We start from the raw sequence: 15,961 nt of genomic DNA, 5'->3' as shown, positions 1-15,961 counted from the left end.
GGGCTTGTTTATGTTCATTAACGTGATTATGAAGTGGATGCGAGCCTTAAATAAGGATGTTAAAGAGATTAGAATCCTTATTGATCTCTACATAATCGACGCCCTTCTGCTGCATCCGTTCGATGAGAGGTTCGTAGGCATCCGTTGACAATAATTCAATGCCCACAAGCGCGGGACCATTTTCTTTATCATGCTTCTTGATATACTCGAAACGGGTAATATCATCGTGAGGTCCAAGGATTTCGCCCAAGAACTCACGCAGCGCACCTGCACGTTGCGGGAAGTTCACCATGAAATAGTGTTTTAAGCCTTCGTAAATCAATGAACGCTCTTTGATCTCCTGCATCCGGTCAATATCGTTGTTGCCGCCGCTTATGATACAGACAACTGTTTTGCCGCGGATTTGATCACGATATTGATCAAGCGCTGCGATAGGCAGCGAACCTGCTGGCTCAACCACTATGGCATTCTCGTTATATAGTTCTAGAATCGTGGTACAAGCTTTACCTTCAGGCACCATCACGATGTCATCCAGATGACGGGAACAAATATCGTACGTCAATCCGCCAACACGTTTTACAGCCGCTCCGTCCACGAACTTATTAATTTCCTTTAGAGTCACCACTTCTCCAAGCTTAATCGCTTCCGTCATAGAAGCTGCTCCGAGTGGCTCCACACCAATCAACTTGGTAGAAGGACTAACTGTCTTCACATAGGTGGCTATACCCGCTGCCAGACCGCCTCCACCAATGGTTATGAACATAAAGTCTGCAGGGTTGTCCAGACTCTCCATCACTTCCATTGCAATGGTGCCGTTGCCCGCAATGATTCGTGGCTCATCAAAGGGATGGATCAACGTCATCCCATGATCTATACAAGCTTGCAGTGCTTCATCATAAGCGTCATCAAAGGTATCTCCCTTCAGAATGACCTCAACAAACTCACCGCCGAACCGCCGAACCTGCTTAACCTTCTGGTTAGGCGTAGTGCTTGGCATATAGACCTTGCCTTTAATTCCAAGCGCTTTACAGGAATAGGCTACGCCTTGTGCATGGTTGCCCGCACTCGCACAGACAATCCCTTTTGCTCTATCTTCTGCTGACAAACTACGAATCATATTATAAGCTCCGCGGATTTTGAAAGAACGTACAATCTGCAAATCCTCGCGCTTCAAATACACATCACAATCATACTTGGCTGACAGCACAGCATCACGTTGTAGGGGTGTCCGGATTATGACTTCACGCAGTACGTGATGAGCCCGCACAATATCTTCCATTCCTACGATTCGGTCTTCCTCTTCTCTCATAACCCTCTCGCCTCACTATCTATCTGTTATTCTACTTCTTGTAACATACTCTCCCGAGGACATTTTTTCAAGCATCCTAATCAGTGATAAAGAAAAAGAGACTAAAGGAACCCTATAGTCTCTTACTAGTATTTGCTATCCCTACGCTATGAAACCTACTAGTCCTGTTGCTTCAGCATCCACTTCACCAGGTCTGGTAAGCTTGTCCACAAACGTGAATGTACAATAACATATTCGATAGCCTCGTTAGCGTCACCCACGCCTACAAAATCAGGCAGGTTATGCGGCAATCTTTTGATACCTAACAGATAATCTGGCACATGCTTGTTCACATTCTTTGCCACGCGGTAGAGCATTTTGAGCTGGGAAGTAATCCCGTTCTTCTTATATTCTAAAACCATACGGTCATATGCTACTGTTGCTGCTGCATCCTTGCCGAACTTCTCCAGTACCTTCTCGGTCTTCTTAAGCTTATTAGTGTAAAGGTACGTTGCCGTTAGAAGGTAACGTGCACCTGTGTTATCTTCTGGGTTCAATTCTAGAATGTGCTCCAGCGTCTTTTGTGCTTCTTCTGCATTTCCGCTAAACCAGCAGGAGTCAGCGTAGCTTTTGCAGATTCGAATGTACGAACGTGTCTCGTAAAGACCCCAGAAATGTCCTTTGTTCTCAGTGAAAAAGGCTTCTCCAAGCTCACGCGCACCCGCTTCCATCCCTGCTTTCAGATAAGCACGGGCATCTGCTTCATTCTCGGCTTCCTCAGCCAAAATGAGATAGGCGTCCGGACTGTCCGGATAAACTTCCAATGCCGCTTCTGCTAGCTGTATCCGGCGATTGGATGCTTTAGTTTCCATTGCTTTTTGCAGCAAAGCCTGTTCCTGATCCTTCGGAGTACCTGAAACGTTGAGCAAAAGTAATTCTTCCTCTGCCCCGCCCATGCCGTACTGTTCGATATAATTAAGCATCTCTTTAACTTTTCTGGAGATGGTAGGTGCAGTAACCTCATGTTTGATCGCTAGATCAGCTTGAGTTTGAAGGAAACCATATTCCTCAGACAAGATAAATTCGATAGCCGCGCAGAAGGAGCCCATTTTCTTCACTGCAGGCTTGATGTGACGGGAATAACCATTCCATAGAACCAGACCTTCCCAGATTAGCTCCCGGTCATAGCTGTCTCTCATGGTCTCAATAAGATGCAGAGCCAATTGTTCATGCGCCGGATGCTCCCATTTCAGATCACGTGACACCTTTTTTTTGAGAGTAGTTAGGGTAAGCTTAGCTTCAGGAATTGCTGCCGCTTCTGGTTTCTCGGCCACAGCCACAGTAGCAGCGGATTCTTCCGTTGTTACCAGTCGCATGATGGATTCCACTGCAGAAGTTTCTTTCCCTAGGCAGCATTTCTTATATTTTTTCCCGCTTCCGCAAGGACACATATCATTTCTTCCAATCTTACTCAAAACGAATTCCCCCTTAAATCTGTGAGTAGCCATTCGCCATAAGCGTATCGCTAGTATGCACTATAAGTATCAACATTTTCAGGCACGAGGCATCCTTTATAAGGTTACTGCACAAAGTCTGAAGGACTCCGATTTAAAAGGGCCTTCCCATGATCGGAAAGGCCCTTATCTGTATATATCCGCACATTTTCCCCCGTACGTGTAGTATTATAGCACTTCTTCTATCACTTGTCAGTCCTTTTTTAGGACTTAAAGCGCAAAAAATTGCTAGATACAGTGCTTTATCCTTATACCAGAGCCTTCATAGCGATGTCGCTGCGATTCTGTTTCCCGGAAAAAGAGATTCCTTCAGCCCTAGCATAGGCTGCTGAACGAGCTTCGGCAATCGTAGCACCCAGGCCTACCACGCCTAAGACCCGTCCGCCGTTCGTTACCCAGCTGCCATCTGCCCCCCGTGCTGTACCGGCATGGAAGATCAGCCCTCCTTGGCTGTCCTCAAGCCCTTCGATCGGCACTCCCTTAGGATAAGAGCCTGGATATCCTCCAGAAGCGAGAACCACGCACACCGCTGCTTCGTCGCTCCATTCAATGTCGATATCCGCAAGTCTACCCTCGGTTACTGCCAAAAAGATTTCTAACAAGTCGCTCTTCAATCTAGGCAGCACGACCTGTGTCTCCGGATCCCCAAACCGGGCATTAAATTCGATGGTCTTTGGTTTACCTTCTGGAGAAATCATCAGCCCTGCGAACAAAACGCCGCTGAAAGAACGGCCTTCAGCTACCATAGCCTTGGCTGTTGGCTTAATGATGGTCTCAATCGCTTCTTGGATAATCGCCTCGTCGATATGCGGCAGAGGCGAATAGGTACCCATTCCACCGGTATTAGGGCCTTTATCTCCATCGTAAGCGGGCTTATGATCCTGAGCGGCAGCCATCGGACGAACTGTCTCTCCATCAACAAAAGCCAAAATCGACATTTCCTGACCCGCTAGGAACTCTTCAATGACAACCTGAGCGCCAGCTTCACCAAACACTTTGGTTACCATAATATCAGCTAGTGCCTGCTCTGCCTCTTCCCGTGAATAGGCAACGGTCACGCCTTTTCCTGCGGCAAGCCCATCTGCCTTGATTACGATCGGCAGCGGTTGCTCGCGTAAGTAAGCCAGTGCAGCTTCATAGCCATCAAATTTTTCATAGGCTGCTGTCGGAATATTATATTTGTGCAAAAGATCCTTCATAAAGGTTTTGCTGCCTTCGATCTCAGCTGCATTCTTGCGCGGACCAAACACAGGAATAGCCTGTGCTTCAAAAGCATCCACAATGCCCCCTGCTAACGGATCATCCGGTCCGATTACAACAAGACCTACTTCCTTCTCTTTGGCAAAAGCCGTCAGACGGTCGAACTCAAACACACCGATAGGCACACATTCTGCTAGCTGCGCGATCCCGGCGTTGCCGGGTGCGCAATAGATTTTACCAACCTTTGGGCTTTGGGACAGGCTCCAAATAATCGCATGCTCCCGGCCGCCGCCGCCAACCACTAAAATATCCATTAGAATAAAATCCTCCCAGCGTTCTAGTGTTTGAAATGACGGACGCCTGTGAAGACCATAGCAATTCCATACTCATTCGCGACCTTGATCGATTCTTCGTCTTTAATGGAGCCGCCTGGCTGAATAACTGCGGTAATGCCTGCTTTAGCTGCCATTTCAAGTGTATCTCCCATTGGGAAGAAGGCGTCAGAGGCAAGGACTGATCCTTTGGACTTCTCGCCAGCTTGTTCAATCGCAATTTTTGCCGCGCCAACGCGGTTCATTTGCCCTGCACCTACGCCAACTGTCATATCATCCGCCGCTAATACAATCGCATTAGATTTCACATGCTTAACTACCTTCCAGCCGAACAACAGCTGTTTCAATTCTTCTTCGGTTGGCTTACGGTCCGTAACAACTTGCAGATCATCCGGGTTCACAGAATGCACATCGCTCTCCTGTACAACCATTCCTCCATCAATAGAGGTAACTACGAAGCTGCTCTTACGCGCGCTAGCCGTGCTAAGATTGCCGATTTTGAGCAAACGCAGGTTCTTTTTCTTCGTAAGGATTTCCAGTGCTTCATCCGTAAACCCTGGCGCCAATACGATTTCGAGGAAAATCTCTTTCAGCAGATTAGCAGTGTCTGCATCGATAATCCGGTTAGCGGCTACAATTCCGCCAAAGATAGAGGTTGGGTCTGCGTTGTAAGCTTTTTGATAAGCTTCGTATACACTTTCACCGACACCTACACCACAAGGATTCATATGTTTAATGGCTACGACAGCAGGTTCTTCAAATTCTTTCACGATTTGCAGCGCTGCGTTAGCATCGTTGATATTGTTGTAGGATAATTCTTTGCCATGCAATTGCTCAGCTGCTGTAAGAGTATCCCCCGCAGCCAAAGGCTTGCGATAGAAAGCCGCTTTTTGATGCGGATTCTCGCCATAGCGCAGATCCTGAATTTTCTCATAAGTCACGGTGTAGCGCTCAGGAAGCGGTTCGCCAGTAACATTAGCCAAATAATCGGAAATTAAGGCATCGTAAGCCGCCGTATGACGGAACACTTTTGCCGCAAGACGTTTGCGTGTTTCCAGCGTTGTATCTCCACCTGCGCGAACCTCTTCAAGCACTGTAGCATAGTCGTTAGCATCTACCACTACACTTACAAAAGCATGGTTCTTCGCCGCAGAACGCAGCATCGTCGGTCCGCCGATATCGATATTCTCGATGGCTTCTTCATACGATACATCCGGTTTAGCAATGGTTTCCGCGAACGGATACAGATTTACTACTACCAGATCAATGTAGTCCAGACCAAGCTCTTTCATTTGACGCGTGTGTTCCTCATTGTCACGAACCGCTAGCAATCCGCTGTGTACAGCCGGGTGCAAGGTTTTGACACGTCCATCCATGATTTCCGGGAATCCTGTAACATCGGAAATACCGATGACTGGAACACCTTCCTTAGCCAAAAGCGTGCTTGTTCCACCTGTGGAAATAATCTCTACGCCTAATGCAGACAACTCGCGGCAAAAATCCACGATACCTTGTTTATCCGATACGCTAACTAGCGCTCTTTTGATACTCACTTTGAATAGTCCTCCTTCGGGTTGTACGTGCGATTTAATGTGATGACATCTAAAAGCTTGGGAAATTACTATAAGAAAGAATCTGACTCTATTACCTACTACACGACACATAATGCCGCTTATGCAATATTTCCCGAGAAATACCCTAAAATCTCTCCGCCTGTCACCAAATGTCGATCCAAAACTTCGAATGGCTACAGTGTGGCTTACTTTTCGCGGATAATCGTCTTTCTTCCACTTAGTTCCACTTTCCCGCTGGCAAAAGCGCCCACCACTTCAGGATACAACTCATATTCAACCTTATGAATCCGTTCCGCCAATGAATCCGCCGTGTCGTTATCCAACACAACTACGCTACGCTGAGCAATAACTGGCCCGGTATCCATACCTCCATCGACAAAATGCACAGTGACTCCCGTCAGCTTCACGCCATAATCCAGCGCTTGGCCGATCGCATCCTTTCCGGCAAAAGCAGGCAGCAGCGATGGGTGAATGTTAATAATCCGACCCGCATACGGCGTTAAAAGCACTGGTGTAATGAGGCGCATATACCCTGCCAGCACAACCAGCCCGATTTCCCGCCGCTGAAGCTCTGCTACAATCTCTGCTTCGTAGAGCTCACGGCTGGCGAAGTCTTTTGGCCGCAGCAGGAGGGCGGGAATTCCCGCATCCTCCGCACGTTGTGCTACAGGCGCTTCCGGCTTGTCCGAGACAAGCAATTCAATCCTGCCGTCTCCAAGCAAACCTGCTTTCTGTGCCTCGATCAGTGCTGCAAAATTGCTGCCCTGCCCCGAAGCAAAAACAGCGATTCGACTTGATTGCATCACACTTCAGCTCCAGTAAAGGTTACTTTGCGTTCCCCTTCTGTTACTTTACCAATGATATACGCCTCTTCTCCGCTAGCTTTAAGCAGTTCAAGAGCGCGTTCTCCATCAGCAGCGCTAACTACCAGAACAAGACCAATTCCCATATTAAAAGTAGTGAACATATCACGGTTGCTTACGTTTCCTTTGTCTTGCATCAATCCGAAGATTGGCAGAATCGGCCACGATCCGTAATTGATCTCCACGTCTACATTATCAGGCAATACGCGTGGGATATTCTCGATAAATCCGCCACCCGTAATATGAGCCATACCTTTTACCGGAAGCTGCTCCAGCAGTGCCAGCAAGGGCTTCACATAAATCTTAGTTGGTGCAAGGAGCACATCCGCGAGCGGAGCGCCAAGCTCAGGAAGCACGTCATTCAGACCATAACCCTCTTGCTCAAGCAAAAGCTTACGCACCAGCGAGAAGCCATTGCTGTGCACACCACTGGAAGCCAGACCAATCACTGTGTCGCCAGCAGCGATGTTAGCGCCTGTTACCAGCTTCGCTTTGTCAGCTACGCCCACTGTGAATCCAGCGATATCATATTCACCTGCTGAATACATACCCGGCATCTCAGCCGTTTCGCCGCCAATCAGTGCACAACCCGCTTGGTGACAGCCTTCAGCGATTCCAGCTACGATAGCTTCGATTTTCTCCGGCACCACTTTGTCGCAAGCCAGATAGTCGAGGAAAAAGAGTGGCTCTGCACCTTGCACTACAATGTCGTTCACGCACATAGCTACAGCGTCGATGCCAATCGTGTCATGGCGATCCGCCGCGAACGCGATTTTGAGCTTTGTGCCTACACCATCGGTTCCCGATACAAGCACTGGCTCTTCATATTTATCTTTATTGAGGCCAAACAGCGCTCCGAACCCACCAAGATCCGTCATTACTTCTGGACGGTAAGTACGTTTTACGTGCTTTTTCATGCGTTCTACCGCTTCATTACCAGCCGCAATATCCACTCCGGCGTTTTTATAAGCTTCCGACACTATTGGACACCTCATCTTTTAATAGTTTAGAGCGCGTTTGGGCGCATTCGGCTTTTGGGTGGTTGCAGGGGAGTTATTGCGAGGAATGTTTGGACTTCCGATCGCTGTTATGGTTGGATTTCCTGATTCGAACCGCTCTTCGCGGTAGAAATCCAACCATAAAGGCGAACGCTACGCTTCTACAGTTCCAAACTTCCTCTCCATAACTCCCTCCAACCACCGGTTTGTCCCTACTGCAAGCCGCAGTGCGCGCCTTGCACACGGACCTCAAGACCTCGGTGCATGAGCTGCGCCATGCACCTCCTTAAGTGAGACAAGCGGCCCTCGTATTTGCGAAGCAAACAGAGGGAAGCTTGGCGAGCCAGTCCCGGCGGCGGATGCAGCCGGGGGGCGGAGCGCCGTAAAGCGTGTCCCGTCCGTGCGCAGCACACAGGGACAAAGCGAGCACTCGTACCCAAGTCTTCTTAGCAAGTTATAACCTAACTCCTACCGCCGAGCTTTCGGGTGGCCGGAGGGCAGAGCCCTTCGGAATCCCCCTTTGAAAGGGGGACTTAGGGGGATGTCAACACGAGCAGCCATCTTTCTCTGCCCCGCCAAAATCCACCTGCGTCGGGTAATCATTATCAAAGCAAGAAAGGCAAAGTCCGCCTTTATAGTCATCTTTGTTGTGTCCACCAATGGAAGAGATTAAGCCTTCCGGCGACAAAAATGCCAAGGAATCGGCGTTGATCTCTTCGCACATTTCCTCAATGGTCTTGTAGGACGCGATGAGGTCGCGGCGGTCTGGTGTATCAATGCCGTAGAAGCAAGGATTCTTGAACGGCGGCGAAGTAATCCGCACATGCACTTCAACAGCTCCCGCTTCCCGAAGCAGATTGACGATTCGGCGTGAGGTCGTGCCACGAACGATAGAATCATCGATCATAACGACACGTTTGCCATCAACTACGCTGCGCACGGCGCTCAGCTTCATCTTCACACCTTGCTCACGCAGTTCTTGACTCGGCTGGATGAAGGTCCGTCCAGTGTACTTATTCTTAATGAGCCCAAGCTCATAAGGAATTCCCGTTTGCTCGGCATACCCGATGGCTGCTGAAATACTGGAATCCGGCACCCCGGTTACGAGATCAGCATCGACAAAAGCTTCCAGTGCCATGCGGCTACCCATCCGCTTACGGGCGGAGTGCAGGTTAGAGCCGTTCATATCACTGTCTGGGCGTGAGAAGTAAATATACTCCATCGCGCACAGCGCTTTACGTTTGGGTTCGGTAAAACGGTCCTCCAAGAGACCGTTTTTGTCGAGGACTAGCAGTTCGCCCGGCTCAATATCACGAACCAGCTGTGCCCCAATGACCTCTAATGCGCAGGACTCGGAAGCAAAAATATACGCTTCACCAATCCGTCCCATCACTAGCGGACGCAAGCCATGGGAATCTGAAGCGACAATTAACTTATCATTTGTCATAAGCAGAAAAGCAAACCCGCCAACGAGCTGCTGCAGCGCATCTTTTGCCGCCTCAACAAAATCCTTTGGCGAACGGGCAATCAGATGCGCCAGCACTTCTGTATCACTCGTAGTTTGAAAGATCGATCCGCTTTGCTCCAGCTGTTTGCGGATCAACGGTTCATTTACTATGTTGCCGTTCGTAGCAATCGCCAAATCGCCGTCACGATATTTAAATACCAGTGGCTGCGCATTGGTTAAGCGACTGTCTCCACTAGTGGAATAACGTACATGCCCAATGGACATGTCTCCAACCAATGAGGCAATTTTGTCCTTGTCGAATACTTCTTTTACTAACCCCATCCCGCGGTGATAGTTGAAATCGCGACCGTCTGCTACGCAGATTCCCGCACTTTCTTCTCCACGGTGTTGTAAGGCGTGTAAGCCGTAATAAGACATGGACGCCGCTTCCGGGTGTCCGAAGACCCCGAAAACGCCGCATTCTTCTTTTAATGTGTCAAAAATATCTCCCGAGCCCGTTCCTTCATTGTAAAAGTCACCAGTCCACAGGATAGGAGTCTCCTGCTCTTTCCCGGTCTTTATTTCATAAGACATGGAATAGCATCCTCCCAAACGAATTTCAATTCTGCTACAGCTTCATCTAGTGCGGACACACCGTCCAGATTTACGCGCAGTCTGTCTCCACCTACAGTTCCGATGATCTCCACGGGAACACCGCTGGCTGCAATCGCTGCTTTCAGCTCTTCCGCACGTTCAGGAGCGGCTGTCAGCACAATGCGTGATTGGCTTTCGCTAAACAATGCTACATCAGATCTAAGACCGTTAGCTGAAAGCTCAACGTTCGCTCCGATTCCACCGCTGATACAGCTCTCTGCAAGCGCTACAGCAAGTCCACCTTCGGACAAGTCATGCGCGGAACGCACCAGACCGCCACGAATTGAGGTAAGGACTACGTTCAGCAGTTTTTTCTCAGTAGCCAAATCCAAAGCCGGGGGACGACCTTCGGTCACACCATGAACAGCATATTGGAATTCACTGCCGCCCAGCTCAGCCTTGGTCACTCCCAGCAGAAGGATGGAATCGCCTTCTTGCTTGAACCCTTGAGTCGTAATATGATCCGTGTCCGCTACTAAACCAACCATGCCGACAACCGGCGTTGGATAGATGGAACCCGTAGTATTTTCGTTATAAAGACTGACATTACCACCGATAACCGGAGTATCCAGCACACGACATGCTTCAGCCATACCATCAACCGCACGCTCCATTTGCCAGAACACATCAGGCTTCTCAGGATTTCCAAAGTTCAGATTATCCGTAATAGCCAGCGGTTCAGCACCGGAACAAACGATGTTACGTGCCGCTTCGCTGACTGCAATACGTCCACCCACTTCAGGATCAAGATGAACATAACGGCCATTACAGTCTGTAGTCATCGCAAGTCCTTTACGAGTACCATGAATGGTAACTACAGCCGCGTCAGATCCAGGACGTACAGCTGTGCTCGTCCGCACCATGTAATCGTATTGATTGTATACCCATGCTTTACTTGCTACGGTTGGTGATCCAAGTACTGTACGCAATGCACCGCCCAGATCCGTAACTTCCTCATAACGAAGGGTATCTACCTTTTCATTCGCAATATAATAAGCAGGAACCTCAGAAGGTTTGTTATATACTGGACACTCATCCACGAGCGCCGTTACTGGCATGTCACCAACAACCTCGCCGTGATGATACAATTTCAAGCGACCATCATCCGTAACTTTACCGACTTTACAGCAGATAACACCCCAGCGGTCAAAAATCTCTTGTGCCTGGGCCTCATCCTTCGGCTCAACGACGAACAACATCCGTTCTTGTGATTCTGAAAGCATCATTTCGTAAGGCGTCATGCCCTCTTCACGTTGTGGCACATGATCAAGATACAGCTCCAGACCGTTGCCTGCTTTACTTGCCATCTCCGCACTAGAGCATGTAAGACCCGCTGCACCCATATCCTGAATCCCGATAACGATGCCGCTGTCGATCAGTTCTAGACAAGATTCCATAACGAGCTTTTCCATAAATGGATCGCCGACTTGTACAGCGGTACGTTTAGCTTCTGATTCCTCACTAAGCTCTACCGATGCAAAAGTAGCACCATGAATTCCATCACGTCCTGTAGGAGGGCCTACATAGAAGACAGGGTTGCCTACACCCTTAGCTACACCACGTTGGATTTTGTCATGATCAATTAGACCGACACACATTGCGTTAACAAGCGGGTTACCGTCATAGCTATCATCGAACATGATTTCGCCGCCAACCGTTGGAATCCCGATACAGTTACCATAACCGGCAATACCAGACACAACATGCTCGAACAAATACTTCACTCGATCACTTTCCAGCTTCCCGAAACGTAGTGAATTGAGGATTGCGATAGGTCTGGAGCCCATGGAGAAAATATCACGAATGATCCCGCCCACACCCGTTGCCGCACCTTGGAAAGGTTCTACCGCTGAAGGGTGGTTATGACTTTCGATTTTGAAAACAACCGCTTGGTTGTCACCGATATCTACAATCCCTGCGCCCTCGCCAGGTCCCATCAGGACACGTGGTCCGGAAATTGGGAAACGTTTCAGGAGGGGTTTGGAGTTCTTATAGGCACAGTGCTCCGACCACATTACGCTGAATACGCCGATTTCAGTATAGTTCGGCAAACGTCCCATAAAAGACTTGATCAGCTCATATTCGCTGTCCGACACACCGAACTGGCTGTAAATTTTCTGCTCCGCAATCTGTTCTGCGGTCGGTTCCTTAACGGATACTTGCTGCGTCATGACGATCCCTCCAAGTCTTCAGTATGGATGTAAACATTCTTTTGCCATCTTCTGAACCAAGTAAACTATTAGCCGCGCGCTCAGGGTGAGGCATCATGCCAACCACATTCCCTTGTACGTTACTAACACCCGCAATATCGGCTACGGAGCCGTTAGGGTTATCGCTATAGGTAAACACGATCTGATTGTTAGCTTTCAGCTCTGCTAAAGTCTCGTCATCACAGTAGTAGTTGCCTTCACCGTGTGCGATTGGGATAATGATTTCTTCATCTTTAGCATAGTCAATAGTAAATGGGGTTTCATTATTAACAACCTTAAGCACTGTATCGTGACAGCGGAACTTCATCGACATGTTGCGGCGAAGCGCACCTGGCAGCAAACCAGCCTCAGTAAGAATTTGGAACCCATTGCAAATGCCTAGCACGTATTTCCCTTGCTCTGCTGCTTTAGCAACTTCCGCCATAACAGGAGCAAATCTCGAAATCGCGCCACAGCGCAGGTAATCACCATATGAGAATCCGCCTGGAACCAAAATGCAATCATACGCCGACAAATCCGTCGCTGTATGCCACACATAATCGACTGGTTCGCCGAGACTGTCCTCTACCGCCTTGTAGCAATCAATATCACAGTTGGAGCCTGGGAAGACAAGTACAGCAAATTTCATGTCGTTTAGTCCTCCAATTCGTAGCGGTAATCCTCGATCACCGTGTTGGCAAGTAGCTTTTCGCACATTTCCTTGAGACGCACTTCCGCTTCAGCACGGTTATCCGTATCCAAAGTCAGCTCCATATATTTCCCGATACGCAAGCTTTCAACTTCTTGGAAGCCTACCGAATGAAGTGCTCCTTGTACTGCTACCCCTTGTGGATCAAGAACGCTTTTCTTTATGGTGACATATACCGTCGCTTTTAACATATGCTTGTAGTTCCTCCTAAATTTTAATGAGCATACCCTCTGAAACTGAAATTCTACAATGAGTACATTTAGCTTCAAAAATATATACTGAATTTATTCCCATGAGTGCACACACTATGTTGAACTATAAAGACTTGCCAGTAAGACGATGATAAATGTCCAGATAACGCCGTGTAGTTTCTTCTACTACTTCCAGTGGGAGCGGATCAGGTTTACTATTCTTGTCCCAGGAAGATGCAGATAGATACGTACGAACAGGCTCTTTATCCATACTATCAATTTCAATATCAAGCGCGTATTTATCCTTAGCCCAGAAGCGGGAAGCATCCGGTGTAAAAATCTCATCGATCAGAATCACCTTACCGTCCAACAAGCCGAATTCGAATTTGCAGTCCGCAAGAATGATCCCACGCTCAGCACAATACTCTCTAGCAAAAGCGAACAGCTTTAAGCTCTTTTCCTGCAGCTCAAGCGCCAGATCAGCTCCGATTAATTCCTGCATTTTCTCAAACGGAATATCCTCATCGTGACCTACATCATTTTTAGCCGCAGGAGTAAAAATCGGTTCTGCCAGCAGCGCGTTTTTCCGGAGGTTAGCAGGAAGTTCAATACCATTTACCTTGCCGGTTTCTTGATACTGTCTCCAGCCGCCGCCAGTGATGCATCCACGCACTACGCATTCGATATCAATACGCTCCGCTTTGCGTACCACCATGACACGGTTTCTGAGAGCCTCTTTGTCCTTAACTACGTCGCCGAGCAGATCCACATCGATATGAACGACATGATTCTCCATCAGCTCTTTAGTCTGTCCGAACCAGAACGCGCTCAGACGGTTAAGCACATTGCCCTTTTCAGGGACCGCCGGGTCCAGCACATAGTCAAAAGCAGATATCCGATCCGTAACTACGATCAGTACATTTTCCCCTAAATCGTATAGCTCACGAACCTTCCCTTTGTAGAGCAGCGGCGCATTGATGAGTTCCACGGCTGTGGATACGGCCGATGATGTCATGACCTTTCCTCCCTTGAACTAATGATCTTCCTAATAACTAATTGGTCTCAAAGGCGTAACTCCGAGGAATGTTTGGACTTCCGATCGCTGTTATCCTCAGATTTCCTGATTGAACCGCTGCTGCGGTAGAAATCCGAGGATAAAGGCGAACGCTAACGCTTCTACAGTTCCAAACTTCCTCTCCATTACTCCTTCGACCGATTTCTTTTATTCCTAGTTCCTTAGTTCACCACTAACTTATCTTTTTTAGAGTCTCAAAGGCGTAACTACAAGAAATGTTTGGACTTCCGATCGCTGTTATCCTCAGATTTCCTGATTGAACCGCTGCTGCGGTAGAAATCCGAGGATAAAGGCGAACGCTAACGCTTCTACAGTTCCAAACTTCCTCTCCATTACTCCTTCGACCGATTTCTTTTATTCCTAGTTCCTTAGTTCACCACTAACTTATCTTTTTTAGAGTCTCAAAGGCGTAACTACAAGAAATGTTTGGACTTCCGATCGCTGTTATCCTCAGATTTCCTGATTGAACCACTGCCAGTGGTAGAAATCCGAGAATAAAGGCGAACGCTAACGCTTCTACAGTTCCAAAATTTCTCTCCGTTCCTTATCGACCAGTTGCATTTCAATTCTGCACAACCTTAACCGCTCGTACTATTCCTAGCTCCTTAGTTCACCACTAACTTATCTTTCTTAGATAAGTTCTAGCTTGCGGAAGATGGTATCCACATGCTTAAGGTGCCAAGAAGGGTTAAATGCATCTTCAATCTCTTCTGGGGTGAGGACATTAGTGATTTCAGGTGTAGCTTCCACGATATCACGGAACTGCTTTTGCTCTTCCCAAGCTTGCATCGCACGTGGTTGAACAGTGTCGTATGCTTGCTCGCGGCTGAAGCCTTTATCAATCAGCTTGGTTAAGATCCGGCCAGAGAAAGGAACGCCGAAGGTACGGTTCATGTTACGCTTCATATTCTCTGGGAATACAGTCAGGTTCTTCACGATGTTTCCGAAACGGTTCAGCATGTAGTTCAATAGCATTGTTGCATCCGGAAGGATGATACGCTCCACTGAAGAGTGCGAGATATCGCGTTCATGCCAGAGCGGCACGTTCTCGTAAGCTGTAACCATATGTCCGCGAATCACGCGGGACAGACCGGAAATATTCTCGCAGCCAATAGGATTCCGTTTATGCGGCATAGCAGATGAACCCTTTTGACCTTTGGCAAAAGCTTCTTCTACTTCGCGAATCTCACTCTTTTGCAGAGCGCGGATTTCGGTAGCGAATTTGTCTAGCGAGGTTGCTACCAGAGCAAGAGCTGCCATATATTCAGCGTGACGGTCGCGCTGTAGAGTTTGTGTCGAGATCGGTGCAGGGCTTGTACCCAGCTTACGGCAGACAAATTCTTCTACGAATGGATCGATGTTGGCATACGTACCCACGGCTCCGGAGATTTTGCCAAATTGCACACCGTTCGCTGCATGGCGGAAACGCTCCAGGTTACGTTTCATTTCTTCGTACCACAATGCCATTTTCAGACCAAAAGTAGTTGGCTCAGCATGAACCCCATGTGTACGGCCCATCATCGGTGTATCTTTATAAGCAATAGCTTTATCTTTAAGGATCTCAATAAAGTTAATAATATCCTTCTCTAGAATCTCATTCGCTTGACGCAGCAAGTAACCCAGTGCTGTATCCACCACATCTGTGGAAGTAAGGCCGTAGTGTACCCATTTGCGTTCTGCGCCAAGGCTTTCGGAAACCGCACGAGTAAAGGCGATTACGTCATGACGTGTTTCCTGTTCGATTTCATCAATACGTGCGATGTCGAATTTAGCATCCTTACGCAGCTTAGCAGCGTCTTCATGTGGGATGACTCCCAGCTCCGCCCATGCTTCACAAGCGCATATTTCCACTTCCAGCCACGCTTTGAATTTATTCTCCTCAGTCCAAATGGCCCGCATCTCGGGTCTGCTGTAACGTTCGATCATA

Annotated in this window: 12 protein-coding genes; all 12 read right to left on the bottom strand. The window is 48.3% G+C overall.

Annotated elements, in window-relative coordinates:
- Positions 1 to 46: 46 nt before the first annotated feature.
- A complete protein-coding gene (gene ilvA / locus NST25_RS03340) occupies positions 47 to 1,309 on the bottom strand; it encodes a threonine ammonia-lyase IlvA (RefSeq protein ID WP_340393306.1) in 1,263 nt (420 codons plus the stop codon).
- A gap of 158 nt (positions 1,310 to 1,467) precedes the next feature.
- A complete protein-coding gene (locus tag NST25_RS03335) occupies positions 1,468 to 2,763 on the bottom strand; it encodes an SEC-C metal-binding domain-containing protein (RefSeq protein ID WP_076128473.1) in 1,296 nt (431 codons plus the stop codon).
- Positions 2,764 to 3,050: 287 nt separating this feature from the next.
- Positions 3,051 to 4,316 carry a phosphoribosylamine--glycine ligase gene (gene purD / locus NST25_RS03330; RefSeq protein ID WP_076142419.1) on the bottom strand — a complete coding sequence of 422 codons (1,266 nt, stop codon included), beginning with the start codon at positions 4,314 to 4,316 and terminating at the stop codon, positions 3,051 to 3,053.
- A gap of 23 nt (positions 4,317 to 4,339) precedes the next feature.
- The gene (purH, locus tag NST25_RS03325) at positions 4,340 to 5,887 is read right to left on the bottom strand and encodes a bifunctional phosphoribosylaminoimidazolecarboxamide formyltransferase/IMP cyclohydrolase (RefSeq protein ID WP_076279485.1); all 1,548 of its coding nucleotides are present in this window, start codon (positions 5,885 to 5,887) and stop codon (positions 4,340 to 4,342) included.
- Between the two features lie 206 nt (positions 5,888 to 6,093).
- The gene (gene purN, locus NST25_RS03320; RefSeq protein ID WP_076128467.1) at positions 6,094 to 6,711 is read right to left on the bottom strand and encodes a phosphoribosylglycinamide formyltransferase; all 618 of its coding nucleotides are present in this window, start codon (positions 6,709 to 6,711) and stop codon (positions 6,094 to 6,096) included.
- The gene (gene purM / locus NST25_RS03315) at positions 6,711 to 7,751 is read right to left on the bottom strand and encodes a phosphoribosylformylglycinamidine cyclo-ligase (protein ID WP_076136912.1); all 1,041 of its coding nucleotides are present in this window, start codon (positions 7,749 to 7,751) and stop codon (positions 6,711 to 6,713) included. The genes purN and purM overlap by 1 nt, the downstream gene beginning before the upstream one ends.
- 562 nt (positions 7,752 to 8,313) lie before the next feature.
- Complete coding sequence (purF, locus tag NST25_RS03310; protein ID WP_036680905.1) at positions 8,314 to 9,810, bottom strand: amidophosphoribosyltransferase; 1,497 nt, start codon at positions 9,808 to 9,810, stop codon at positions 8,314 to 8,316.
- Positions 9,795 to 12,041 carry a phosphoribosylformylglycinamidine synthase subunit PurL gene (gene purL / locus NST25_RS03305; RefSeq protein WP_340393305.1) on the bottom strand — a complete coding sequence of 749 codons (2,247 nt, stop codon included), beginning with the start codon at positions 12,039 to 12,041 and terminating at the stop codon, positions 9,795 to 9,797. The genes purF and purL overlap by 16 nt, the downstream gene beginning before the upstream one ends.
- A complete protein-coding gene (purQ, locus tag NST25_RS03300) occupies positions 12,019 to 12,708 on the bottom strand; it encodes a phosphoribosylformylglycinamidine synthase subunit PurQ (RefSeq protein ID WP_036680909.1) in 690 nt (229 codons plus the stop codon). Before purQ ends, purL begins: the two co-directional genes overlap by 23 nt.
- 5 nt (positions 12,709 to 12,713) lie before the next feature.
- Positions 12,714 to 12,959 carry a phosphoribosylformylglycinamidine synthase subunit PurS gene (gene purS, locus NST25_RS03295; RefSeq protein WP_036680912.1) on the bottom strand — a complete coding sequence of 82 codons (246 nt, stop codon included), beginning with the start codon at positions 12,957 to 12,959 and terminating at the stop codon, positions 12,714 to 12,716.
- 124 nt (positions 12,960 to 13,083) lie between these two features.
- The gene (locus tag NST25_RS03290; protein ID WP_076279486.1) at positions 13,084 to 13,974 is read right to left on the bottom strand and encodes a phosphoribosylaminoimidazolesuccinocarboxamide synthase; all 891 of its coding nucleotides are present in this window, start codon (positions 13,972 to 13,974) and stop codon (positions 13,084 to 13,086) included.
- Positions 13,975 to 14,664: 690 nt separating this feature from the next.
- Complete coding sequence (purB, locus tag NST25_RS03285; protein WP_036680917.1) at positions 14,665 to 15,960, bottom strand: adenylosuccinate lyase; 1,296 nt, start codon at positions 15,958 to 15,960, stop codon at positions 14,665 to 14,667.
- Position 15,961 lies beyond the last annotated feature (1 nt).

Source organism: Paenibacillus sp. FSL E2-0190 (assembly GCF_037992965.1).
GTDB classification, from domain to species: domain Bacteria; phylum Bacillota; class Bacilli; order Paenibacillales; family Paenibacillaceae; genus Paenibacillus_AQ; species Paenibacillus_AQ odorifer.
The sequence above is the reverse complement of the archived record's forward strand: the minus strand, read 5'-3'. Positions and strand labels throughout refer to the sequence as shown.

Bases quoted from the DNA above. Each gene is read 5' to 3' on its own strand.
- purL (WP_340393305.1), bottom strand. From the start codon at position 12,041: ATGACGCAGCAAGTATCCGTTAAGGAACCGACCGCAGAACAGATTGCG.
- purF (WP_036680905.1), bottom strand. From the start codon at position 9,810: ATGTCTTATGAAATAAAGACCGGGAAAGAGCAGGAGACTCCTATCCTG.
- NST25_RS03290 (WP_076279486.1), bottom strand. From the start codon at position 13,974: ATGACATCATCGGCCGTATCCACAGCCGTGGAACTCATCAATGCGCCG.
- ilvA (WP_340393306.1), bottom strand. From the start codon at position 1,309: ATGAGAGAAGAGGAAGACCGAATCGTAGGAATGGAAGATATTGTGCGG.
- purQ (WP_036680909.1), bottom strand. From the start codon at position 12,708: ATGAAATTTGCTGTACTTGTCTTCCCAGGCTCCAACTGTGATATTGAT.
- purS (WP_036680912.1), bottom strand. From the start codon at position 12,959: ATGTTAAAAGCGACGGTATATGTCACCATAAAGAAAAGCGTTCTTGAT.
- purD (WP_076142419.1), bottom strand. From the start codon at position 4,316: ATGGATATTTTAGTGGTTGGCGGCGGCGGCCGGGAGCATGCGATTATT.
- purN (WP_076128467.1), bottom strand. From the start codon at position 6,711: ATGCAATCAAGTCGAATCGCTGTTTTTGCTTCGGGGCAGGGCAGCAAT.
- purB (WP_036680917.1), bottom strand. From the start codon at position 15,960: ATGATCGAACGTTACAGCAGACCCGAGATGCGGGCCATTTGGACTGAG.